Source organism: Shouchella tritolerans (assembly GCF_025770735.1).
GTDB classification, from domain to species: domain Bacteria; phylum Bacillota; class Bacilli; order Bacillales; family Bacillaceae_D; genus Shouchella; species Shouchella tritolerans.
In genome coordinates, this window is sequence record NZ_JAODPB010000001.1 from 800,456 (window position 1) to 823,870 (window position 23,415).

Genomic DNA, 23,415 nt, shown 5'->3' on the forward strand with positions numbered 1-23,415 from the left:
GAAAGATTGAAAACACAAAAGGGGCCTAAAAAGTCAAACGTGTTTGTCGAATGCTTTAGCAATGGCCAATAGACTGAAAGAAGGGAGTCTTCGTTTATAGGCATAAAAAAAACACTTTATTTTTATCAAAGTGCCGAAACGTACGTTCGTTTAATGCAGCATCTAAAAAGAAAAATAGCTCCCTTTATTTTCTTATTATTAGTATAAAATATTTCTGAATATAAGTCTATATTTTTATTCTCCTACTTCATAAAATAAAAGGCACCTGGCCAGGAATACAGTGAAAAGAGGATCGTTGCGTGTATTGGAAACGCCTTGATCGGAATCTAAAAGTTCGTTTAGTGGGTGAAGGGCTGTTTAACATCTGTTATTGGATGTATTTTCCGTTTATTGCTCTTTATTTTAGCATGACATTGGGCAGTGAAGTTGCCGGAGTATTCATGATGCTTCCGCCTTTTGTCAGCATGATCGAAAATTTGGCAAGTGGAAATTTGGCCGACCATTACGGGCGTCGTCCTATCCTAATAGTAGGGGGCGCCACACAAGCAGTGATGTTTGTCTTCTTTGCTTGTTCATTTTCCCCTTGGGTTGATTATGCTGCCTTTATTGGTATTGCACTTGGAAGCGCTCTATACCGGGCACCAAGTCTGGCGATGGTGGCTGATGTTGTTCCTGAAGAGGAGAGGCGCGACGTATTTGCGCTATTTGCCACAACGAACAATATTGGTGCTGTCCTCGGTCCAGTAATGGGTGCTTTTCTTTTTTTTCAATTTCGCCCGATACTGCTATGGACAACCGCAAGTGTATTACTGCTTTATCTATTATGCATGATTTTGTTTGTTAACGAAACAAAACCAACAAGCACAAAAGAAAAACAAGTTTCGATTATAGCCGGGGTGAAGCATGCTTGCGCTGGATACAGGCATATGTTTGGCGATCGAGTGTTTGCCCGTTTTGTTATTGCTGGTGTTTTCTCGGTGATGACAATCATGCAACTAGACTTGTATTTGGCCTATTACATTGTGACGGAAATACCAGACCAGGGCTTCGAATTTTTCGGGTTAAGCAGTATGCTGCTGACAGGCGAGACCATTCTAGGTTGGATGCTAGCCTTAAATGGCCTGCTGTTTGTCATGCTCGTTTTTCCTCTTGCCAATTGGACAAAAAAGCGGAAGGAACGAGATATGTTTGTCTTCTCCTGCTTGCTTTCAGGTATCGGCATGTTTGCACTCGGTTTCGTATCGACGATTTGGCCATTGTTATTATTGACCGTTGTCTTTACAGTTGGTGAACTATTGCGGGCGCCGATTTCTGATAGTTTCGTAAGTCGTTATGCACCTATTGAATCAAGGGCGATGTACATTGGCGCTTCCAATTTACAATATACAGTTGGACGAATGCTAGCCCCACTTACGATCCTATTTGCTACATGGGTGGCTCCGCTATGGATATTTGCTTTCATGCTCGTTTGTTCACTCGCAAGCGCAGCATTGTATATCAACTTGTTTCGGATTATTCCCCAAAAATCATGAACGCAGCGGTTGAGTGATTTCGTTTTTATATATGCTTCGCGAAGGTCTGATAATACGGGAGTGAACCGAAAAAAACGTGCACCCTTTTCGCAAAGGGATGCACGTTTTTTAGTCGGTTTGTGTTTGTTTGCTGCGCTTGATAAAAAATGAAAGGACAACGGCTGCACAAGCAAAAAAGAAACCAGTGGAAAAGCTTTGCTGGGAACCGTATATGAGCGCCTCGACTGTTTGTTCCGCAGTTGGCTCGCTAATGCCTAAATTAGCCAAATAACGCTGTTGACCGTTTTCCATGACAGAAATAAACAAAGCTGCGCCGATCGCACCAGCGACTTGCATAAGCGTGTTCATAATCGCTGTGCCATGAGGATAAAGCCTTGCCGGTAGTTGGTTAAGCCCGTTCGTATTGGTAGGCATCATTATCATAGCGACAGCAACCATCAGAATCGCCAGTTGGACAATGACGAGCCAAATTGGCACACCAGGTGTTGTATAGCGGTAGCTGAACACAATCGCAGCAAGGATAATGGTGCCTGGAATTAACAGCGGCCGCGGACCAAATTTGTCAAAAAGCCGTCCCATTACTGGAGATAGGGCACCATTGAGAAGCCCGCCTGGGAGCATAATAAGCCCGGCTGTAACAGCGGTAAATAACAATGCCCCTTGCATATAAATAGGCATAATGAGCATCATTGCAAACATTGTCATCATGACGAGCATAACGAGAATAAGGCCAATTAGAAACATCGGGTAGCGGAAAACACGAATGTCTAACAGCGGCGTTTCCAGTTTCAGTTGGCGCCAGCCAAAAATGCAGAGGCTCGCAAAACCAATTAGGAGAGTGGAATAGACGAGGGGGTCTGTAAAAGAGGCGTCCCCTTTGCCTGCCGCACTAAAGCCAAAAACAATCCCACCAAAACCGAGTGTCGAAAGGATAAACGAAACAACATCAAGTTTTGGCCGCGATGTCTCTGCGATGTTTCGCAAAACTTTTACGCCAAATAACAAGGACAATAATGAAATGGGCGTAATAATATAAAAAAGCCAACGCCATGAAAGGCTATCGACAATGATCCCAGACACAGTCGGCCCAATTGCTGGGGCAAACATAAGGACAAGTCCGACCATTCCCATTGCAGCGCCCCGGCGCTCAATTGGAATAACCGCTAAAATGACGTTCGTGAGCAGCGGGATCATGAGCGCTGTTCCGACAGCCTGTGTCAACCGGCCTACAAGCAACATCGCAAACATTGGGCTAAATCCAGATATTAATGTACCGAGTGTAAACAGCGACATCGCTGTAATAAACAACTGCCGCGTCGTAAAACGTTGCATGAAATACGCAGAGATAGGGATTAATGTGCCTATTACTAACATATAGCCAGTAACAAGCCATTGGGCTGTACTGGAAGCTACACCAAAATCGCTCATAATAGCGTTTAAGGCAACATTTAAAATGGTTTCGCTTAAGATAGCGACAAACGCCCCAGATAATAATACAGCAAGTAAAGGCAGCACTTTGACTTGTACGGCTTCCGTCGTCGCTGCTGCCGATTGTTCTTGTGAAACGTGAGCCATTTTGGAGATTCTCCTTCCTTATAAAAAATACGAAACGCGTGCGTTCAGCTAAGTTATCTTACCACCTCTAATTACGAAACGCAATAGAATCGTATTTGCTCGCAAAATTAGGAAATGGTATGATGAAATGTAAGGGATTGTTAGGAGACTTGAGGAAAGGCGGAAGCGTTCATGCAGCAAAACGGGGAGCAACAACAAAAAGAGGAAGGGAAGCGCGGTCGCCCCCTTGACCTTTCGTTGAATAAAGCAATCTTAGAAGCTACACTCGACTTGCTGGCGCAGCATGGGTTTGACGCCCTCACCATTGAAGCAATCGCCCAACGGGCCAAAGTAGGAAAAGCGACAATTTACCGGCGTTGGTGCTCAAAAGTTGAGCTTGTCATTGACGCTGCTTCGTTCATGAGCCCGTATGAGACATTATTAGAACAATTGGACAAAAGCAAAGGGCTACGGGAGCAGTTAATTGATTTGCTGTCGATCACGTTCCAAAATGAGCATGAAACCCATCAACAGGCTATGGCGCAAATTGGCTCAGCCCTTGCCAATCACAGTGACTTAGAACAAGGGCTGCATAACCATTTTAATAGTCTTCATCGCTCCGCAATGGAAGCGGTTATTTCTCCATTTCTAAAGGAAGGCCACCAGCTTGCAACAAAAGATTTGGACTTGCTTTCCGATGTCGGCCCTGCCTTAATGATGTACCGGGCTTGGATTATCCGCAAACCGTTTGACCGTTCCTATATAGAGCGGATTGTGGACCGGCTAATGATGCCCTTGCTTGAGGAATGGATTTAAGGAAACAATCCGCCGAATCGCCAGCGGATTGTTTTTTGCTATTTTATAGGTATTTTGTAGCCAATCACCACAAGCCGTTTGTAATCGGCGATCCACTGCCCTTCTTCCATCAGAACTGGTTGAAGGGCGATTTCTGTTTTGGCAATAATTCCTTGCTTGTCCTGTTCATCGATTTCGTTAAAGAACGGCCTTGCAAACATGTCAAGCCAATTGCGGAAGCCGTCTTCTCCTTCTAGTGGGGTTGGCCGTTCATAAAGCTGAGCCAATGAAACGGAAAATCCTGTTTTCTCCATTAACGAAGCATATTCCCCAATGGAAGGGAAATACCAAGGGAATTGCTTGATAGAGTACGGATAGCCTGCTTGCTTGATTTGAGCAATCAATTCCGTTGTGATCGTTTCGACGTTCCCTTTACCGCCGAATTCGGCGACAAAACGCCCCCCTGGTTTTAGTACCCTCCATATGCTTTTTAATGCAGCTTCCGCATCTAATACCCAGTGCAAGACTGCATTGGAAAAGACGGCATCGAACGTTTCAGTGAACGGCAGGTTCGTGGCATCGGCCACGTCAAATGAAAGGTGCGGATATTTTGAACGGGCCTTAGCAACCATACTGGATGATTGGTCAACGCCTGTGACGTCCACTCCAAGTTTGGCCAACTCGTTAGCCAAATCGCCGGTTCCTGCACCGAGGTCAAGTATAGATTCCGTTTTCCTTGGCTTCAATAATTCAAGAAGGTGGTTTCCGAATTTTGAGACAAATGCATGGCGATCATCGTACAAAGTGGAGTTCCAGTGGTCTTCGAAATAGGATCGTTTGTTCATATGAGCATTCTCCTTTCCTTGATTATAACGAAAAAGCAAGACAGGAAAAAGCATTGTCTTGAGAATGGCGAGGGATGAATAGCATCAATAAGCTTTGACAAACTATCCTTTAAAGGAGGCTTATTAATGAAAGCTGTCACGTACCAGGGAATGAATCACGTGGAAGTATCGAATATAAAAGCACCGGAAATCCAAGATCCAGAAGACGTCATTGTCCGCATTACGTCAACAGCGATTTGCGGTTCGGATTTGCACTTGTATCAGGGCAATATGTATACGCCAAAAGGGTTTGTTATCGGACACGAACCAATGGGCATTGTTGAAGAAATAGGGCCAGAGGTAACAAAAGTCAAAAAGGGAGACCGAGTTGTGATCCCGTTTACAGTGGCATGTGGCCATTGTCCCTATTGCCAAGCACACCAAGAAAGCCAGTGCGACCGCTCAAATCCTCATTACGATTCTGGAGGTTTTTTTGGCTACTCGGAAAAATTCGGCGATTATCCAGGCGGACAAGCAGAATACTTGCGTGTCCCTTTTGGCAATTACACGCCATTTCGCTTGCCAGACGATTGCGAATTAGAGGACGAGCAGTTGCTGTTTTTATCTGATGTTCTTCCAACTGCTTATTGGAGCGTCGTCCATGCAGGCGTAAAGAAGGGCGATACAGTCATTGTGCTTGGCTGCGGGCCAGTCGGCTTGATGGCACAAGCATTTGCCTGGCAACAAGGGGCGGAACGGGTCATTGCTGTCGATTACTTTGATTATCGGCTCGAAAAGGCAAGGCAAATGAATCACACGGAAACATTTGATTTTACAAAAGACAAAGACACAGGCGAAACATTAAAAGAACTGACAAAAGGTGGGGCAGATGTCGTCATTGATTGTGTTGGTATGGACGGAAAGAAGTCCCCATTAGAAATGGTGGAACAAAAACTAAAATTACAAGGCGGGACATTAGGGCCGATCCAAATCGCCACTAAGGCCGTCAAGAAATGCGGCATCGTCCAATTGACTGGCGTGTACGGTGGCAATTATAACCTCTTTCCTTTAGGCGCTTTCTTTAGCCGCAATGTCACTTTAAAAATGGGACAGGCACCTGCACGCGCCTATATGGAGACGCTGTATGAACAAATCCGCGAAGGCACGATTAATCCAACAAGCATTATTACCCATAAACTTGCTCTAAGTGATGCGCCAAAAGGGTACGATCTATTTAACAATAAGAAAGATGACTGTATCAAAGTGATTTTGAAACCTTAACAAATAGGGAGGGTAAAATAATACAGAGATTCATGAACAATGGTTTTTATGCGCAAGGAACTGTACTTGCGGCCGCAGTACAGTTCCTTGGTGGCTGTTAGCGCATTTTTAATCTTCAACTGAACTAGATATGACCATATTATATAATAACACCGCAGTTAACCCGGTCAGAAAAATGATAATAGCTATTACGATAGGAGGGAGTATGGAACCTATAATAACTGTTAATGAGGCAATTAATAATGCTAAATCACCTTTTAATGCGTTAAAAGCCATATAAGAACTTCTATGTTCATCTGGGGCCATTGAAGCAAAGTATGTTTGCTCTAAAGGGCCAAACAGAACTTCACCAATGGTAGCTACAAACATTAATAGCATTAAGACATAGAGGCTATCAGTGATTGGCATTAAGCTATAGCTGGTCGCAAATACAAGCGCACTTAACAGCAATACTTTTTTATTATTAAATTTAAATACTAATTTATTTACAAATAACATTAAAATCAATACCAGTAGTGTATTTTCACTTTTTAATATACCAATTGCTTGAACTCCATTAATGTCCCAGCCTAACACTTCATGTATAGGCATTGATTCGGCTAACCTTATAGAAATATAATTAACAAGATGGAATTCCGCAGAAAAAATGAGCACACTAGCTATCATAAATAAAATAAACGTTTTGTCCTTCACTACAAAATTATAATTTTTTAATAATCCTACTATGTGTTTTCGTGCTGCAATTCTTTCATTATTTGGAGTGTAACTTTCTTTAATAAAAAGACCAACCAAAAGCGTTATTAGAAAAGATAGGATAGAAAGCACAACAAATAACTGAAATAAATAATTAGAAAATAAAAAAGCTCCTAGAACTCCTCCTATTGCAACTGAAAGATTTCCACTCCAATAGATTATTGTATACATAAACTTACGTTGCTTTTTTGTACTAACGTCAATTAACATTGCATCATTTGCTGGAATGGATAAACCGGTACATAGCGTATTTACTAACATCATAATAAACGTTATTAATGGCGCTGTAATTAAGGGTGAATTACAAATAGCCATAACGACAAAGGATAAAAAGCGAATGCCTTCAGATGCAACGATAATCTTTCGGCGTCCATAATAGTCAGAAAAGTAACCGCTAATTAAGCTGACAAGAAAACCAACTACTACACTGAATAGTAATAAAACTCCGGCAAGCGTGGCTCCGAAATGAACAGATAAGTAAATAGCCATAAATGGAAGTATCATACTTCCAACAAATCGGCTAATGAAATTGTGTATTATCCTGACTTTTATGTTGACATGGAGCTCTCGAAAACTACTCATCTTTATCCCCTTAAGCAATCATTGATCTATTCGAATAGTTTAGCATAATATTTATTTTTACCGGCTAGTAAAACCTTTTATTTGGGTCTAAATTTAATATTCTTTTCGTTATTTTATCCCCGCATACATTACAGCTGTACTCCTTATCTTCAATATAATATCCATAAAACTCTTTTTTATAGCAGGCATTACAGACGCTTTCGGTATAATTCTCTTTTATTGTTTCTAAAAGACTTTCGCTTTTATTATAAATTTCTAAACATGTTTTAGATTTTTCTTCTATAACTTTATTGATTAGATCATTTGTATTCCGGAAAAATTCCTCTTTTATTTCTTCGTTTGTATTTTTTGTAAATAAAGTAAAGTGATCATGTATTAAAATATAATGTAGAACACCACTTTTTCTCCATATTTTGTATGATTTTTTTGTATCAGACAATTCCCGGACATTAAAACCCTCTTCTGTAAGTCGAGCAATAATTCCCTTGTCAGTCTTCAACTTTGGTGATTTTGCGATTAAAAGGTCTACATTGGCAATGTTGGGATGTATTAAAAACTCTCCACTACAACTTGATGATAGTTCCAAAGATTTATATAATGCTTTCCCAGAAAAACCGGAATCAAAGAAGTTGAACCTTTCATCAATTTTTAGATTCCTCTTAAATTGTTTCGATAAAGCATAGACCATACCTAACTTTGTCAATTTACCATTATGATGGGTAATGAAATACAACTCATAATCTGCATATTTTGGAACTTCTTTAGCTTCCAAAAAAGCCACTTTTATTCCGATTTTCCGAAAAAAATTTTTGAATATTCGTTTCAGTTCGTCGACATTATCATAGAAGTCTTCTTCTTGGATAATTTGATCAATTTGTACAACCGGAAAAATATTTTTATCCTTAAAGAGGGGGATAAGCTTATCATTTTTATCTCTAAACACACTCGATACTGAAAGAACAGAACCACCTTTACTCCCATGTGTATTATTTAATTTGGCAACTGACTCAATCAATATATCTGATAGTATTAAATGTCCATTATATTCAACTACTTCATCCGTATAATCATTGATTCCTTTATATGCATTTATAAATGCATTTTTCTCAATCAACGTTTTATGCTTTAATTCTAATACATCTTTTATATTGCTTCGTTTTAATTCATTCCTAAAAGTATCTATAAATTGATTGATTACACCTAAACCAACACTTGAATACACAGGGAGTCCTTTCCCGTAACCACCAGGGAATAAAAAACCTGACTCTTCAAGGTAATGAATCATTTTACTACTATTGAGATATTCAACCATCTATTGTCCCACCTATCTACAACATTGATCTCGTAATTCTTCACAAACGATGGGCTTTTAAGCTCTTTAACAATTTGTTTAACGTCAAAGACATTTGAAGAGGCTTTAGTAAAAGACTCAATTAGAATTACAGTCTCTTCTTTCTCTCCATAAAGACCTGGACCGATTGAATAGACGGACGCCTGGTCAACCGTTTTAAATAAAGAAATAGGGGTTTGGCAGAAATTTCCGCCAAAACTTCTTAAGTAATACTTTTTACCCCTATTAATTGTACTTTTGCTGTAAAAGTTGTGATATTTTTGGGAGGATTTATTATCTGGAATAACAAAAACATCAGATAATAAATATACGGGTTTAGGAATATTTATCGCTCCTATAAGCTCATCCGCTTTCCATTTATTAAGCTGGTTCATATTTAACAATCAACTTCTTATCAATAAGATACATATCCTTAATAAGACGATCATTATCGTTATTAGAGAGATAGTACAACCCCAGTAAATCTTCTATGCCACGGTATGAGGAGACAATTTGACCTTCCGTAGCTATTGGGATTTTTAAATCCAAGGACTCAATATTTTCTAGTTCGGAGAAATCAATTTCTTTAATACACCATTCTCCTTCAGGACACAAACTTACTTTTGAAGCAGCAAATTTTTGAAAGTCCACATTAGTTTGCACATTTTCCCCCAAAGATAGCTTTGCTAATTGATAAAACAGATCGTATTCTCCATTAGAAGCATTATTTATTCTAAATGGAGTTGTTCCTCCTGGCCTGGCATTTACTTCAATTATTTTCGGGCCTTCTTTGGTAAACTTTATTTCTGTATGTGTCATAATATTATTAAGCTCTAATGCAGTAAGAGCATCTTCAGTAATCTTGTAGAGTTCTTTTATATATTTTTCATTTAAAGAGGTTGGAGTAATGTAACCAGATTCTCTGAAAGGTTTATTTAAATGAGTTCTGTCAGTAACGGCCAGGTTAAATACTTCATTATTGATCACAATGCTTTCTACACTGGCATAATCAGCAAGACCTTCTTTTTCGTGCCAATTCTCTCCAATCATCTTTTCTTCTAGGTTAAATGTGCTCTGTTTGCCTTCTACAATTATATTTTCGTATTTCGCAAGGTGTTCTTTATATTTCGATACTAATTCATCATAGTTTTGAACTTCAAAAATGCCATATCCCCCTCCTCCAAAATTTGGTTTGAGCAAACTGGGGAATCCAATTTTCTCTGATGCCATTTCTAAGTCTTTGTCACTTTCCACTTCATAGAAACGTGGGATTGGAATACCTTTTTCCTCTAATCTTTTTCTCTGTAGAGCTTTGTTTTGTACACGGTCTATTGTTTTGTCATCCATATAATCAATACCAATAGAGCTACATATTTCACTAACTACTTTTAATAGCATTTCCGCAAAAGTCAAAACTCCATCGATTTTTTTATTTTTATTAAAGTCCACTACTTTCTTGATCATATCTTCATCATTTTTACATTCAATTCCAATTCCTATTGTGCCTATCACTTGATCGTATACATGATTAAGACTTTCGTTATTAGGAGATTTAATATAAAACGTTACTATATCAACATTATCTAACTTTTGTAAGCTTGGATATATTAAATCTGGTGCAGTACCTCCATGATGTAATAATAATGCCAATCTCTTCATCTGCGATCAACTCCCATTATTTATATGATACTTTCATTTTTTGAAACTTAATATCGATTGTCAAATGGCCCCCTATATAGAAAGGGAAGGACGGTTCAGTGTGCGAAAAATCGATATTACATAATATCGGGATATTTGTAATATTAAATTCATTTACTAACAAATTTTTCAAAATATGTTTTTTATTAAGTATAGAATCTTGGCCGAATTTTCCTATTAATAAAGCCTTAGCAGCTAATAAATTGCTTCCCATAATCAAATGTTTAAAATTCATTAAAAATCTTTTTGGCGAGACATTTGGAACACTTTCGATAACTACTAGTTTATCAGTGAAATCCATTGCAAATTCTGTACCTATTGTTGTACATAGACTCTCTAGATTTCCACCTACAACATAACCTGAAATTTGGCCTTTTTCCCTTTTTATATCATTTAAATAACTCCAAGTGGCATGTTTATGATTATCTCTTTTTCCAATATACCAATAACCATCATTGTATACCTCTGGGCAATTGAACTCGAACTCTTCTTTATTAAGAGCTTTTTTAATGATATCGAGGTCCGTTTCACATAAATTGGGATTACTTATGTGGGATAAGTCTATTCCGTAAATAGAAATTAACGCGTACTTAGAATAAATACTGTTAAGTAGGCTCGTCAAATCACTTTTCCCACAAACTATTTTTCCTTCTTTATTATTTACTTCATTCGATATCATTTCTAAATGTAAATTACTTGTTAGCCCTCCGTAAAAAGGGATCAAAATTGCGGGCTCATAGCTCTTGATAAAAGATGAAAAAAATTTTACAATATTGGAGGGCTTATTGATACCCAATTGTAAATAGTCTTCATCAATGTTAGGGTCAATAATTATGTCATATCCCATTTTCTCAAGTCGTTTAATCCCTCGTTTTTTACTTTCGTCGCTCAAATCTCTTCCATTGTTAGAAGGTGCCCAGAGGTAAGCTTTCATTCCTGCTCCTCCTTTTTACGGATCAATTTGGACATCTTTATCTCTATAGACAACAGGGATATCACGAATATCATGATGCCCTGTTATCCATGCTATATACCGCTCAATCCCCATACCAAAACCACTAGTCTGGAGAGGAAAATCTCGCTTCATTGCAATATACCATTTATAATCTTGTTCACTGACTTCATGTTCCCTTAAAGACTTTTGGACTGAATAATAATCTGCACGCTCCCCACACCCCAGTGTTTCTCCCATACCTAGCAACAGATCGGCAGCTAAAGCATATTTAGAGTCATCCGTATCATACTGCTGATAAAATGGAACGCTTTTATGCTCCAAATGGGTTAGCCAAACAGCACCATTGTAACGGGCGATCAGGTGCTTTTCTCCCTTGGAGTTGATTGTAGTAATGCCATTTTTTCTCTCGACACCCTCAGGCAATTCCGAGTTTAAAATATCTACTGCACTGCTAAAATGCACCCTAGGAAACTGCTTCATTTCTATTATATTTTTTATACTTTCCAACTTCTCCTTTTCTATATTTAATTTAATAAAGTAATCGCTTTCCAAAATTGGCTTTGTTATAAATTTTATATACTCTTCTCCTAGGTTTATAATGTCATTAAAATCACCAACTATTTCCACTTCAGAATGGTAAAATTGATTCAAATGTCTTTCATCTGACTCTTCTCCTCGGAATGACGGCATTACATAATAAACCCCATTATTATTAAACCTTAATGTATACTCCAAAAGAAATTGCATTGAATCAGCTAAATATGTTTCTTGACCTAACAAATCAATCTTTACTGGTAAGGAATCAGATCCTAAACCCATTGGACTGGAAATGCTATTGGTTGTTATAGGTAATGCCGCTAACGAGAAATTCTTTTTATTATAGAATTCATTCGTATATTTCATAATATCTGAATAAAGATTGAACATACTATGGTACCAATCAGATCCCAAAACTGCTGACCACCTATTCTTAGTATCTAGAGCCATAATTATTCATTCCTTTCATGAACTTCGTCGATGTAAATAATTCTCTATCAAAGGAAAAATTACTCTTCCTTGCATAGATCTCTTTATAAGCCATTTTAAAGAGATTGTCTCGGTACAAATATATATAGCTTTTATAAATCTTCTTAAAATAATCTTTAGTTTCTTGGTCAGAGATCCTTGCGTCAATTAATTCCCTATTTGTTTTAAGGATGTCATTTACATAGTCGCTAATTTGTTTGTCAGTTTTATAATCAAATTTATAGCTTTCAGTCAAAAATATATCTAGACCTTCAATATTATAGAAGGAGTCCCAATAGTCCTCAAAATCAATACGAATATCCATTTTGAGTGAATCTCGAATTTGACTTATTAATCTATCCGATGGGGTTTCTATATAATACATAGGGGTAACAAATAATACACCATTATTTGTTAAGACTCTTTTATATTCAAACAATGCTTTCTCTCTTTGTGGAATATAAGAGATAATATTCCCTGCAAAAATAAAGTCGAATTCTTCATCTTCAAAAGGCAGATCTGTCGCATCGGCCTTCAAAAATGTAATATTATTTTCCACGCCATAAGCTACTGCATTTTTCTTTGCAATAGCTAAACTATCCTCATTGATGTCAATTGCTGTAATCTTGCAATTGGTTAGTTTGGCTAATTCTATAGCAGTAAAGCCGGTAGAAGTCCCTATCTCTAATATCCTGTTATTTTTTCTTATATTAAGATTTTTAATGAAATTTATTACTGTCCGTATTCCGCCTGGTGGTCGATTGGTTTCTCCTATCACTGAAATTAACTGATTGTAATTCATTTTTTTTAGCTCTGTAATTCCCAAAGAATTAACTTTTAATTCACTCATACACGCACACAACCCCTTTACAATAACTTCAATATTTATGCTATTAATGGTAAATCATACGATCTGAAAAATCAATAATAAAAAACAATTTTTTCTTAACAATTTATTGAAAGGGCTTTCCTAGTCGTTTAATCCATAAGACTAAATGTAATAATTGCGGCATTCATAATTTACAAATTCTTACTTTGGTGTAATCCGATTTATACGGGATGAAAGCCTTCTTTTTAGGTATGGCGGCCGGTTTTATCGTATTAACAGCGATAATTTCGGACGACACACGTCTTTCATTGGCCAAACAGTTTGTCCTGACTGCCATAGACATTCGTCGATTCACACTAATTCCCAGAGCAAATTTATTTGACGCTACGCCGTTGGTGCTGTTAAGAATATGCTTGTTTTTGATGTAATAGCGTCTCTTGGCTGAAACTTTGTCAACAGGCTGAAGGATGGGTAAGGGCTTCTCTATTGTTCAATTTCTAGTCGACGATCAAGTAAATATGGAATTGGCACTGAGAGAGAAATAATTTTTAACAAAAAGAACAAGAAACTTGAAAAACAATGAAACTATCAATTGACATTGATATTGATTCTCATTATCATAATAATTGAATGCTAAATGATACTGATTCTCATTATCTTTAAGGTGTGAATGAAATGAACAAAAGAGCATGTGCTTTGACGGTTTTTCTTTTGCTTGCAGGTTGCCAAGGGGCCAGTTCAGAAACAGAGAACAAAGAGCCTAGTAAGGAAGGGGCTTATTCCGTCACCGATTTCGCGAAGCGAACGGTTTCCTTTGAACACCCCCCTGAGCGAATCGCTGTATTAGGAAATGGTGAGCTGGATATTGTTTATGCCTTAGGGAAGGAGGTTGTTGGGAGGCCGACGAGCGCAGAGCCTGCTGTTGTAGCGGAAGCAGAAGAGGCCGCACAAGTAGGGTCGTCACATGAAATTGACATGGAACGTTTAACATTTGCCAATCCTGATTTAGTACTTGGTAGTTTCCCAATGAATGAGAAGGATGTCCCGGCTATTGAAGGAATGGGCGCCAATGTTCTCCTTACTAGCGCCAATTCTGTCAGCGAAATTGAACAACAAATCGAGTTGATCGGACAAGCATTGCAAGAGCAGGAAGAAGCAGAGAAATGGATTGCGACAATTAAAGAAAAAAAGCAAGAGCTCTCTGCCAACCCTTTACATAAAAAGGAAAAAGTGCTGCTTGTTTATGGAGCGCCTGGATCAAATTTAGCAGCGCTTCCAAATTCGCTAGCTGGAGACATTCTTGACATCGCAGGCGGGGAAAACGTAGCTGCGTCTTTTGCACAGTTGGATGATTTTCCACAATATGCGGCGCTTTCGCCAGAACGAATTATGGAAGCAAATCCAGATCGAATTTTATTTATGGCCCATGGTGATCCTGCCAACGTCCAGGATAGTTTTATTAAGGAAATGGAGCAACATGCTGGCTGGTCACAGTTGCCAGCTGTTAAGGAAGGGAAGCTTGAAATTTTGCCTGCTGATTTGTTTGGCACCAATCCTGGCACAAACATAACGGAAGCGCTTGATTATATGCGTGCTTTGTTAGAAGAAGACGGTGCAGAACAGTGAGCGAGCTAGTGCTTGCTAAACGGGCTAGAAGAAGAAAAGGACTTTTGATCTCTTTGCCATTGGTTTTGCTCGTTTCGATGGCCGGTGGGCTTATGCTTGGAGCAGTGCCCTTTTCGTTAGGAGACATTGGCGCCGTTTTAACAGGAGAAGGCACGGAAACAAGCAGAGCGGTGATTGCGAATATTAGGTTGCCGCGCATCATAGTCGCCGCGCTTGCAGGGGCATGCTTAGCTGCCTCTGGCGCGATTTTGCAAGGTTTAATGAAAAATCCACTAGCAGATCCAAGCATCATTGGCGTGACAGCGGGAGGAGGGCTTGCTGCAAGCATCGCCATGGTCGCGTTGCCGCAGTTAGGTTATTTGCTTCCTGGATTTGCTTTTGTCGGTGCGCTTTTAGCAACGGGGACGATTTATATACTTGCCTGGGAAAAAGGCACTTCTCCTTTGAAGCTTATTTTAGCTGGAATTGCGGTGAATGCCTTTTTTGGAGCGATTCAAAGCGGAATTTTTATTTTATTTAGTGATAGGGTCCAGTCGATTCTTCCTTGGCTAGCAGGAGGATTTCAAGGGAGAAGCTGGTTTCATGTTGAATTTGTCCTGCCTTATGCATTAACAGGATTATTGTTATCGATTTTTGCAATTAGGCCGATCAATTTGTTGTTGTTAGGTGATGATACAGCACGTTTGCTTGGGGCACCAGTCGAACGGTTTCGCTTATGGCTTATTTTGCTTGCCGCTTTTTTAGCAGGAGCGGCAGTGAGTGTCGCTGGTTTGCTCAGCTTTGTCGGCCTTGTCGTTCCCCATATGGTCCGTCTTTTTATCGGCAGTGATTATCGCTATTTGCTGCCATTTTCGATTATTGGCGGAGCAGCCCTTGTTGTTTTAACAGACACAGTGGCCAGAACGGTGTTTGATCCAATCGAGCTTCCTGTCGGCATTTTGCTCGCTTGTCTTGGAGCGCCGTTTTTCCTGATTTTGCTTAAGTACAACAAAATAACGCATTAGCGCATGTTGTTTTTAGTAAAGGAGGTGAGAAAACGTGTAAGCAGAACGGCAGCGACAGTATTAAAAAAGAGGAGGAAATAAAATGGTGATTGTGGCAAACAAAACGTTGATTCGTAAAGGTGAAGGGCATAAGCTCGTTAAGCGTTTTGACAAGATTGGCAAAATTGAAATGCAAAAAGGGTTTCTTGGCCTTGAAGTCCTTGTAAATGCAAAGGAAAAAGAGGTCGATGAAGTAACAATTAGCACACGTTGGGAAACGAAAGCCGATTTTCATGCGTGGACGAAAAGCGAAGCCTTCCGTGAAGCGCATTCAGGTCGAAACGCTCGCCCAGACTATATCTTAGGCAATGAAATCGAATTTTACGATGTTGAAGTAGTTCGCATGCCGATTGCACAAGCACAATAATAAAGGGGTCTTTCACCAAGCAGTACAAACGACTAAGGGAGGAGAACAATGGGTATTCGACTAAGAAAAATAGTGTTTCTGCTGAGTACGGTAGCGGTGTTCGTGCTCGGAGCTAATTTTGGCTACGCCAATGCCGAGCTAGCAGATGGGACCTATACGATTGATTATACAGTCATGCATGCAACTGATCCTTCGGCTTCCATTGCCAATGATTACTGGGAGAAGCCAGCAACATTGCATGTAAAAAACGGTGAGATAACAGCAGAAATGAAACTAAACCATAGTTCATGGATTGTTGAATTTCAAACGCCAACAAATGGCGGTTTTGCAGATGTAGCTGTCGTTTCAGAAGATGAAGGGGCCGATACAAGAGTTGTGCAATTTCCACTTGAGGGAATTGACGATATGACGGAAGCAAAAATCCATGTGATCGTCCCTGATATTGACTATGACCATCATTACACGATTCGCTTTGATTTTAATGAGAATAGTTTAACTGCTTTAGAAACGGCTGCATCAAGCGAAGAAGATAAAAACGAAGAAGACAAAAAAGACGATGAGCCGCTGGGAACGGCCCAATCGTCTGAAGACGAAGGCAAACGCGCACACACAGACACAAGTAAACCAACGGAGGAGGACAATCCGCAAACAAACGATGCCGCACCAATTGCTTTGCTTAGCTGCCTTGCCATCGTCAGTGCTATTGTACTTCTTCGCAAACGTATAAGACAAGTTTCGTGAAGGAGGAGATGTAAAGATGAATGTGCGAAACCGTTTGATTAATGGGTTCTTTTCTCTTTTGCTTGTATTCGCTACCGTGCTGCCGACATTTGCAAACACAGCTTCGGCAGCCAGCGAGCCACTGCAAAACGGCACTTATGAAATCCCTTTTAAAGTGCTAAAAAATGGAACTGACGAAACGTCGGTCATGGATGGTTATACAAAAAAACCAGCCACGCTTTATGTAAAAGACGGCAGCTATGAAATTGATATGACGCTTACGAACAGCAACTGGTACCAAGACTTTAAGGTCGAAGGCGCACAGCCAGAAACGATTTCCGAGGATACGAGCAAAAATGAACGGGTTGTCCGTTTTCCTGTTTCTCAATTAGATGAAAAACTTGATGCCTATGTCCACATTATTGTCACCGGCATCCCTGGTTTCGAATACGACAATAAATATGATGTACAAATTGCCCTTGACGTAAATGGAATCTCCATAATTGAATTAGACGAGCCTCCAACTGTCGAAGAACCAGGCACCGAAGAACCAGGCGCTGAAGAGCCAGGCACTGAAGAACCAGGCACCGAAGAACCAGGCACTGAAGAACCAGGCACCGAAGAACCAGGCACTGAAGAGCCAGGCACTGAAGAGCCAGGCACCGAAGAACCAGGCACCGAAGAACCAGGCACTGAAGAACCGGGGACCGGGGAACCAGTCGTACTGGAAGATGGCGAGTATACGATTCCATTCGCAGCTAAGCATGCAACAGAAGATCGCGATTCGACGATGAGCCGTTATTTAGTAAATCCAGCTCAGTTGAGCGTGAAAGACGGTGTTCAAACTGTTGCCTTAACAGTAAAAGACAGCCATCAAATTACGGCGCTCCAACTTGAAGAGAATGGCACGTTTTATGATGGCAAGGTTGTTGACGAAGACGGAGAAGCCAATACCCGTACGTATGCATATACGGTAACAGATTTAGACAAGCCAGCAAAAGCAAACGTTTCGATGCGCGTTTCAATGCCGAATGGAGACGTATATGAAAATACACAAAGTTTCCGTCTGTTGTTTGATGTTGAAGGAATCGAAGCCCTGCCTGCACCTGAAGAACCAGGCGCTGAAGAACCGGGAACTGAGGAACCAGGAGCAGAGGAGCCAGGCACGGAAGAACCAGGCACCGAGGAACCAGGAGCAGAGGAGCCAGGCACGGAAGAACCAGGCACCGAGGAACCAGGAGCAGAGGAGCCAGGCACGGAAGAACCAAGTACCGAGGAACCAGGCACTGAAGAACCGGGAACTGAGGAGCCTGGAACAGGCAACCCTGGAACAGCGCCTAGCGATGAAATAGACGATCTCGCCAATGGACGTTATGAAATTGACTTTACCTTTTTGAAAGATGGCACAGAGGACGTCTCGGTTATGGATGGCTACACGGAAAAACCGGCGACTTTGTACGTGAAGGATGGCGAGTTTACTGTTGATTTAACATTGCTTCACAGCAGTTGGTATGAGGATCTTAAGATTGCAGGGGAACGGCCTGAGGTTGTTTTAACTGATGAAGAGGCTGATAAACGTGTTGTCCGCTTTCCTGTTAATAACCTTGACGAAAAAACGAATGCATGGGTGCACATTGTCGTCAAAGGGATTCCAGGATTTGAGTATGACAATGAGTACAACACACAACTGGCCTTTGACGTCGATTCGATTAAGTTGATTGAAAAGGATCCCGATCCTGAGTTACCGGGAAATCCAGATCCTGGAGAGGGGCAAAGTGGAAATAACGGTGGAAATACTGGCAATCATGGAGGAAACAATCACAACGGCGGAAACGGCAGAAATCCTGGCGGCAATGGCGGAAATGGAGGAAACAATGGAAACGAACCGCCTGTCGACGTTAACGAGTTAGAAGATGGTCGTTACGAAGTGGATTTCGCTGTTTACAAAGACGGCACTGAAGACATTTCAGTGATGGATGGCTATACGGAGAAGCCAGCGACCGTTTATGTAAAAGACGGCGAGTATACCGTTGATCTCACATTAACACATAGCGACTGGTATAACGACTTAAAGATTGAAGGCGAACGCCCTGAAGTCGTTTCTGAAGATGTAGCAGCTAGGAAACGGGTTGTCCGTTTTGAAACGGATTCATTAGAAACAAGCGTCAATGCATGGGTGCATGTCATTGTTCCTGATATTGGTTATGACAACAAATACGATGTGCAAATTGCGTTTGACACAGCCAGCCTTAAACTGATTGAAAAAGGGGAAACACCACCTCCGGCCACGGAACCAACAAAAAAAAGCAATAACGTCAATGACAACAATACTGGCAATGTTGGTCAAAACAGCAAGGGACCGAATGGAGAAAACCTTGATTATAAACGGGGCCAACTAAAAGATGAGAATGAGCTAAAGCAATCAAGCGGTGAACATGTTGCTAATGCCAAAACGGGCGATATGGCGATGATTGGTTTGTATGCGGGATTGCTCGTCGCATCAAGTATCTATTTTATTTGGAAACGCCGCAACAAGCGGCTTTCAGCCAATTAATGAAGAGCCCTGGCCGCTTGTTTGCCAGGGCTTTTAAAAAGGAGCTTGTTTGCAATGAAACTGAGAACATCCGTTGGTATAGCGGCAGCAACCGTAATGCTTGCATCTTGTCAGCCAGCGAGTGAGGGGGCTACTGGGAAAAAAGCAGAGGGGGGAATCGAACCGTTAGATGAGCAGCCAGCGCGGATCGTGGCGACGACTGTCTCTGCAACAGAATTAGCCGATGCTCTTAATTTGGAGCTTGTCGGCATTCCGACTAGCTATAAGGAGCTGCCGAACCGTTATAAGAACGTCTCGGAAATTGGCAATCCAATGAGCCCAGATATGGAACAAATTCGCAGTTTGGCCCCTGATGTCGTTTGGAGTGTAACAACGCTAGAGGCTGACTTGGAAGAGCCGTTTGCTCAAGCTGGTATTGACGCTGAGTTTTTAAACTTTCAAAGCGTGGAAGCGATGAGTGAAGAAATTTTGGAAATGGGTGAGACCTATCAACGGGAAGAACAAGCCAATCGTCTCGTCGCTCGTTTTAATGAACGGATTAGTGAGCTGCAAAAACAGACAAAGGACGCCGATTCGCCGTCCGTATTAATTTTAATGGGAGTGCCAGGCAGTTATTTGGTCGCGACTGAGCATTCTTATATTGGCGACCTTGTCCGTCTTGCTGGTGGGGAAAATATTGTTCAAGGAGAAGATGAGGCTGAGTATTTAGCATCCAATACGGAATATTTGCAACAGGCTAATCCAGATGTGATTTTGCGTGCTGCCCATGGGATGCCAGAGGAAGTCGTTGAAATGTTTGATGAGGAATTTAAAACCAATGATATTTGGAAACATTTTAACGCTGTCAAAAATGGGCGCGTTTATGATTTGGAAGAGCTGTTGTTTGGTACGACTGGCAATATCGCTGTGGTCGAAGCGTTAGATGAACTGGAAGCAATGCTTTATCCAGAGGCGGGCGATTAGATGAAAAAGACGGTTGTGTTTATTGTCCTTGCTGGATTGCTACTAGGGTTGTTGTACTGGTCGGTAATGAGCGGTAGCATTCGTGTGCCATTTTCACAGCTTGTGCAAGGGGTTATCAGCAAAGCAGATGAAGAAGTCAATGTCATTTATGATCTCCGCTTTCCGCGTATCATTATCGCCAGTTTTGCCGGTGCTGCTTTAGCAGTTGCTGGTGCGTTGTTGCAAGCTGTCATGCGCAACCCGATCGCCGACCCTAGCATTATCGGCATTTCTTCAGGAGCCAATTTTACGGCGTTATTAGCTGTTACGATCTTTCCGCAACTGTTTTACTATATGCCGCTGTTTGCATTTCTTGGCGGCATGATGGCCTGTGGCCTCGTTTACTCATTATCTTGGAGAGACGGTTTACATCCTTTAAAGCTGGTGTTAATTGGTGTGGCCATTCATGCAACGTTTAGCGGCCTCGCCGAAGCATTTAATTACAGAGGCAGCTATTCGGTGACAAGCATATCAGCAGCCACGACGTCGACATTGTCGATGAAAACATGGGCAGACGCCAATGTCATGCTGTTTTATGGCGGGGTGGCGATTGTGCTCTCCCTTTGCCTGTATTCGATATGCAATTTATTAGTATTAAATGATCGCACAGCAAGCAGCCTCGGCATGCGTGTCATTCCTGCAAGGCTTCTTGTTTCGTTTGCAGCGGTTGTGCTTGCATCAACAGCGACAGCGATTGCTGGCGTGATTGCCTTTTTAGGGCTGCTTGTGCCTCATATCGGGCGGCAGTTGGTTGGATCCGATTATAAAACGCTGTTGCCATTTTGCGTATTGGCTGGCGCAAGCCTTTTGCTGGCAGCTGATACGATTGGGCGCCTTCTCCTTGCACCGAATGAGATTCCTGCATCCATTCTCATGTCGATCATCGGCGGCCCATTCCTGATTTTCTTGTTGAGAAAGAGGGATCAAATGAATGGACATTCGTAATTTATCGTTTTCTTATCGTCATCATGAAAAGACAATCAATCACATTAATGCCACGATCCGCCCAGGCGCCATTACCACCATTATTGGCCCGAATGGATCTGGAAAGTCGACATTGCTCTCTTTATTAGCAAATCGCCTTACTCCCATAAAAGGAGAAGTGGTAGTGGATGGCAAGACGCTCTCTTCTTACCGGGCTAAAGAATTGGCCCGACATTTGGCGGTTGTCTACCAACAAAATGAAGCGCCGGCCGACATTACAGTCAAAAAATTAGTCACATATGGGCGCTTCCCTTATCGGAAACGGTTTTCCAACTGGAAAGAAGAGGACGAGCAAGCGGTAAGCGAAGCGCTTGAAGCGACTAAATTAAAAAACAAGGCCCATTTGCCGTTGTTGTCTCTTTCTGGAGGCGAGCAACAGCGCGCTTGGATTGCATTAGCACTCGCACAAAAAACAAACATCCTGCTTTTAGACGAACCGACTACGTACCTTGATTTGTACCATCAGTTAGAAGTATTGGAACTTGTGCGCTCACTAAACCGGGTAAAAAAGACAACGATTGTGATGGTGCTCCATGATTTAAATCAAGCCATCCAATACAGCGATGAGCTCATCGTTATGCAGGCAGGAAGCATTGTTAAAGCTGGCTTGCCAAGAGAAGTGGTGACGGAAGAAATGGTGGAAAACATATATGGTGTTCGGGCTGTTGTGCGCGATGACGCAGAAGCGGGCCTCGTATTGTTGCCAGTTGGCATTTAGAAAGGGGAGAAAGCATTGAAACAAGTAATTAGCAAAGGCATATCTCTCCTGTTTGCATGCGTGTTTGTTTATGCTTGCGCCAACCTGATCCAAATCGGTTATGATTATTGGAACAACCGAACGGTATTGGCGGAAGCACAACAGCTGTACGAAAGGAGCAATAGCCAAACCGCTAAACAAGGCAAAGAGGGTACTGTTTTACAGGACCTGCAGCAATCGGCTTTTTCAGGTTTGCACGCGATTAATGATGACATAGTCGGCTGGATTTTTATTGGTGAAACCAATATTGATTATCCAGTCTTGCAAGGGCACGATAATGAATATTACTTAAACCGCAACTATAAAGGCGAGGAGACGAGAGCAGGTAGTATTTTTATCGATTATCGCAATCACGCAGGAGGAAAGGAGCGAAACCGTATCTTATACGGGCATCGCATGAAAGATTCGTCGATGTTCAGCGACCTTACTGCCTTTACTGATCAGTCTTTTTTTTATAACCAGCCAGACATGTATTATGACACAACAGACGCGCAGTATGATATCGAAGTGTTTTCTGTTTACCAAACGAAAACAGATTTTTACTATATAGAAACCGATTTTCAATCAGATGACGCGTATGGGGCTTTTTTAACGGATATTCAAGAACGCTCTCTTTTTCAAGCTGAAACAGAGGTAACTGTAAAGGATCAAATTATTACTCTGTCTACATGCGATTATCGTCTTCACCCAACAGAGGGAAGGCTCGTTGTCCATGGCAAATTGATTGAGCGCGGCGACGGTTGATGGGGGACAAAAACTCAGAATGAACCTGAATAAAGATACGGGCGCTGGCAAAAATTGCTGGCGTTTTTTAAGGACAGTTACTTCGCGATAAGACATGCTGTCTTATGTAGATAAACGCTTTAAGACAATGATGAGCAATTGCGACATTTTTACATGGTTTATTAATCGTATCTTAACATATATTTGTTATAATAATGAATTAAGTATAAAATGGAGCGGTCTCATGACCCTGTTTGTCACTAAGCAGAAACTTTTCTTAAAATGCAGACAAAACAGCTATATTTCATTAGCCTTTGGTCAATTACTCATGTTTTCTAATGAAATTGAGCCAATTGTAAATACTACCGAGAAAGGTGGCTTGAAAGAAGGCGATGTGAGGATGGAAGGGCTAACAGAAGCTGTAAGTATAAATGTCACAGAATGAACGTCAATCCACGAGTTAATTGCGGAGGTGAATCCCTTATATAAGGGAATTGATTG

The 23,415-nt window shown here is 41.1% G+C and carries 22 protein-coding genes; 13 read left to right on the forward strand and 9 right to left on the reverse strand.

Annotated elements, in window-relative coordinates; translation table 11 throughout:
• Positions 1-299 precede the first annotated feature (299 nt).
• A complete protein-coding gene (locus tag N6H06_RS03725) occupies positions 300-1,532 on the forward strand; it encodes an MDR family MFS transporter (RefSeq protein ID WP_263705661.1) in 1,233 nt (410 codons plus the stop codon).
• Between the two features lie 108 nt (positions 1,533-1,640).
• On the opposite strand, the gene N6H06_RS03730 is transcribed toward N6H06_RS03725, so the two are convergent.
• Positions 1,641-3,107 (reverse strand): MDR family MFS transporter, encoded by a 1,467-nt coding sequence (locus tag N6H06_RS03730; RefSeq protein ID WP_062745729.1) that lies wholly within the window; start codon positions 3,105-3,107, stop codon positions 1,641-1,643.
• Positions 3,108-3,278: 171 nt separating this feature from the next.
• Between N6H06_RS03730 and N6H06_RS03735 the strand changes: the two genes are divergently transcribed.
• Positions 3,279-3,902, forward strand: coding sequence for a TetR/AcrR family transcriptional regulator (locus N6H06_RS03735; RefSeq protein WP_212954339.1), 624 nt, complete (start codon positions 3,279-3,281; stop codon positions 3,900-3,902).
• Between the two features lie 38 nt (positions 3,903-3,940).
• On the opposite strand, the gene N6H06_RS03740 is transcribed toward N6H06_RS03735, so the two are convergent.
• Complete coding sequence (locus N6H06_RS03740) at positions 3,941-4,726, reverse strand: class I SAM-dependent methyltransferase (RefSeq protein ID WP_062745733.1); 786 nt, start codon at positions 4,724-4,726, stop codon at positions 3,941-3,943.
• 126 nt (positions 4,727-4,852) lie between these two features.
• Between N6H06_RS03740 and N6H06_RS03745 the strand changes: the two genes are divergently transcribed.
• Complete coding sequence (locus N6H06_RS03745; RefSeq protein WP_062745734.1) at positions 4,853-5,986, forward strand: zinc-dependent alcohol dehydrogenase; 1,134 nt, start codon at positions 4,853-4,855, stop codon at positions 5,984-5,986.
• Between the two features lie 108 nt (positions 5,987-6,094).
• Here the strand turns inward: N6H06_RS03745 and N6H06_RS03750 are convergent, their stop codons facing one another.
• The 7 genes from N6H06_RS03750 to N6H06_RS03780 form a co-directional block, all read right to left on the reverse strand.
• Positions 6,095-7,321 (reverse strand): MDR family MFS transporter, encoded by a 1,227-nt coding sequence (locus N6H06_RS03750; RefSeq protein WP_062745736.1) that lies wholly within the window; start codon positions 7,319-7,321, stop codon positions 6,095-6,097.
• Positions 7,322-7,385: 64 nt separating this feature from the next.
• Positions 7,386-8,633, reverse strand: a complete 1,248-nt coding sequence (locus tag N6H06_RS03755) for a hypothetical protein (protein ID WP_212954338.1) — start codon at positions 8,631-8,633, stop codon at positions 7,386-7,388.
• Positions 8,603-9,046: a hypothetical protein gene (locus tag N6H06_RS03760; protein WP_212954337.1), complete on the reverse strand. Its 444-nt coding sequence runs from the start codon at positions 9,044-9,046 to the stop codon at positions 8,603-8,605. Before N6H06_RS03760 ends, N6H06_RS03755 begins: the two co-directional genes overlap by 31 nt.
• On the reverse strand, positions 9,033-10,310 hold the full coding sequence (locus tag N6H06_RS03765) for an ATP-grasp domain-containing protein (protein ID WP_263705662.1): 1,278 nt from the start codon (positions 10,308-10,310) through the stop codon (positions 9,033-9,035). Before N6H06_RS03765 ends, N6H06_RS03760 begins: the two co-directional genes overlap by 14 nt.
• Before the next feature lie 16 nt (positions 10,311-10,326).
• On the reverse strand, positions 10,327-11,283 hold the full coding sequence (locus tag N6H06_RS03770; RefSeq protein ID WP_212954335.1) for an LD-carboxypeptidase: 957 nt from the start codon (positions 11,281-11,283) through the stop codon (positions 10,327-10,329).
• A gap of 15 nt (positions 11,284-11,298) precedes the next feature.
• Positions 11,299-12,255, reverse strand: a complete 957-nt coding sequence (locus tag N6H06_RS03775) for an asparagine synthetase A (RefSeq protein WP_404830326.1) — start codon at positions 12,253-12,255, stop codon at positions 11,299-11,301.
• A 19-nt stretch (positions 12,256-12,274) separates the two neighbouring features.
• Positions 12,275-13,159, reverse strand: coding sequence for a class I SAM-dependent methyltransferase (locus N6H06_RS03780; RefSeq protein WP_062745744.1), 885 nt, complete (start codon positions 13,157-13,159; stop codon positions 12,275-12,277).
• A 654-nt stretch (positions 13,160-13,813) separates the two neighbouring features.
• Here N6H06_RS03780 and N6H06_RS03785 point away from each other — a divergent pair.
• The 10 genes from N6H06_RS03785 to N6H06_RS03830 all read left to right on the forward strand — a co-directional run bounded on the left by N6H06_RS03785 (position 13,814) and on the right by N6H06_RS03830 (position 23,359).
• Complete coding sequence (locus tag N6H06_RS03785; protein ID WP_263705664.1) at positions 13,814-14,764, forward strand: ABC transporter substrate-binding protein; 951 nt, start codon at positions 13,814-13,816, stop codon at positions 14,762-14,764.
• Positions 14,761-15,768, forward strand: a complete 1,008-nt coding sequence (locus tag N6H06_RS03790; protein ID WP_062745747.1) for a FecCD family ABC transporter permease — start codon at positions 14,761-14,763, stop codon at positions 15,766-15,768. Before N6H06_RS03785 ends, N6H06_RS03790 begins: the two co-directional genes overlap by 4 nt.
• A gap of 82 nt (positions 15,769-15,850) precedes the next feature.
• Positions 15,851-16,174: a heme oxygenase gene (gene isdG, locus N6H06_RS03795; protein ID WP_011248264.1), complete on the forward strand. Its 324-nt coding sequence runs from the start codon at positions 15,851-15,853 to the stop codon at positions 16,172-16,174.
• 48 nt (positions 16,175-16,222) lie between these two features.
• The gene (isdC, locus tag N6H06_RS03800) at positions 16,223-16,915 is read left to right on the forward strand and encodes a heme uptake protein IsdC (RefSeq protein ID WP_263705665.1); all 693 of its coding nucleotides are present in this window, start codon (positions 16,223-16,225) and stop codon (positions 16,913-16,915) included.
• 16 nt (positions 16,916-16,931) lie between these two features.
• The gene (locus N6H06_RS03805) at positions 16,932-19,448 is read left to right on the forward strand and encodes an NEAT domain-containing protein (RefSeq protein WP_263705666.1); all 2,517 of its coding nucleotides are present in this window, start codon (positions 16,932-16,934) and stop codon (positions 19,446-19,448) included.
• Positions 19,449-19,502: 54 nt separating this feature from the next.
• Positions 19,503-20,411, forward strand: a complete 909-nt coding sequence (gene isdE / locus N6H06_RS03810; protein ID WP_062745752.1) for a heme ABC transporter substrate-binding protein IsdE — start codon at positions 19,503-19,505, stop codon at positions 20,409-20,411.
• On the forward strand, positions 20,412-21,395 hold the full coding sequence (locus N6H06_RS03815) for a FecCD family ABC transporter permease (protein WP_062745754.1): 984 nt from the start codon (positions 20,412-20,414) through the stop codon (positions 21,393-21,395).
• A complete protein-coding gene (locus N6H06_RS03820) occupies positions 21,382-22,152 on the forward strand; it encodes an ABC transporter ATP-binding protein (RefSeq protein ID WP_212954330.1) in 771 nt (256 codons plus the stop codon). Before N6H06_RS03815 ends, N6H06_RS03820 begins: the two co-directional genes overlap by 14 nt.
• A gap of 15 nt (positions 22,153-22,167) precedes the next feature.
• A complete protein-coding gene (gene srtB / locus N6H06_RS03825) occupies positions 22,168-22,935 on the forward strand; it encodes a class B sortase (RefSeq protein WP_062745757.1) in 768 nt (255 codons plus the stop codon).
• A 223-nt stretch (positions 22,936-23,158) separates the two neighbouring features.
• Entirely contained in the window at positions 23,159-23,359 is a 201-nt protein-coding gene (locus N6H06_RS03830; protein ID WP_263705667.1) for a hypothetical protein, read from the forward strand.
• The last annotated feature ends 56 nt before the right edge of the window (positions 23,360-23,415 follow it).

What these genes read in the sequence shown, in the direction of transcription:
- N6H06_RS03730 (WP_062745729.1), bottom strand. Translation starts at nt 3,107, where the DNA reads ATGGCTCACGTTTCACAAGAACAATCGGCAGCAGCGACGACGGAAGCC.
- N6H06_RS03735 (WP_212954339.1), top strand. Translation starts at nt 3,279, where the DNA reads ATGCAGCAAAACGGGGAGCAACAACAAAAAGAGGAAGGGAAGCGCGGT.
- N6H06_RS03740 (WP_062745733.1), bottom strand. Translation starts at nt 4,726, where the DNA reads ATGAACAAACGATCCTATTTCGAAGACCACTGGAACTCCACTTTGTAC.
- N6H06_RS03745 (WP_062745734.1), top strand. Translation starts at nt 4,853, where the DNA reads ATGAAAGCTGTCACGTACCAGGGAATGAATCACGTGGAAGTATCGAAT.
- N6H06_RS03750 (WP_062745736.1), bottom strand. Translation starts at nt 7,321, where the DNA reads ATGAGTAGTTTTCGAGAGCTCCATGTCAACATAAAAGTCAGGATAATA.
- N6H06_RS03755 (WP_212954338.1), bottom strand. Translation starts at nt 8,633, where the DNA reads ATGGTTGAATATCTCAATAGTAGTAAAATGATTCATTACCTTGAAGAG.
- N6H06_RS03760 (WP_212954337.1), bottom strand. Translation starts at nt 9,046, where the DNA reads ATGAACCAGCTTAATAAATGGAAAGCGGATGAGCTTATAGGAGCGATA.
- N6H06_RS03765 (WP_263705662.1), bottom strand. Translation starts at nt 10,310, where the DNA reads ATGAAGAGATTGGCATTATTATTACATCATGGAGGTACTGCACCAGAT.
- N6H06_RS03770 (WP_212954335.1), bottom strand. Translation starts at nt 11,283, where the DNA reads ATGAAAGCTTACCTCTGGGCACCTTCTAACAATGGAAGAGATTTGAGC.
- N6H06_RS03780 (WP_062745744.1), bottom strand. Translation starts at nt 13,159, where the DNA reads ATGAGTGAATTAAAAGTTAATTCTTTGGGAATTACAGAGCTAAAAAAA.
- N6H06_RS03785 (WP_263705664.1), top strand. Translation starts at nt 13,814, where the DNA reads ATGAACAAAAGAGCATGTGCTTTGACGGTTTTTCTTTTGCTTGCAGGT.
- isdG (WP_011248264.1), top strand. Translation starts at nt 15,851, where the DNA reads ATGGTGATTGTGGCAAACAAAACGTTGATTCGTAAAGGTGAAGGGCAT.
- isdC (WP_263705665.1), top strand. Translation starts at nt 16,223, where the DNA reads ATGGGTATTCGACTAAGAAAAATAGTGTTTCTGCTGAGTACGGTAGCG.
- N6H06_RS03805 (WP_263705666.1), top strand. Translation starts at nt 16,932, where the DNA reads ATGAATGTGCGAAACCGTTTGATTAATGGGTTCTTTTCTCTTTTGCTT.
- isdE (WP_062745752.1), top strand. Translation starts at nt 19,503, where the DNA reads ATGAAACTGAGAACATCCGTTGGTATAGCGGCAGCAACCGTAATGCTT.
- N6H06_RS03815 (WP_062745754.1), top strand. Translation starts at nt 20,412, where the DNA reads ATGAAAAAGACGGTTGTGTTTATTGTCCTTGCTGGATTGCTACTAGGG.
- N6H06_RS03820 (WP_212954330.1), top strand. Translation starts at nt 21,382, where the DNA reads ATGGACATTCGTAATTTATCGTTTTCTTATCGTCATCATGAAAAGACA.
- N6H06_RS03830 (WP_263705667.1), top strand. Translation starts at nt 23,159, where the DNA reads ATGACCCTGTTTGTCACTAAGCAGAAACTTTTCTTAAAATGCAGACAA.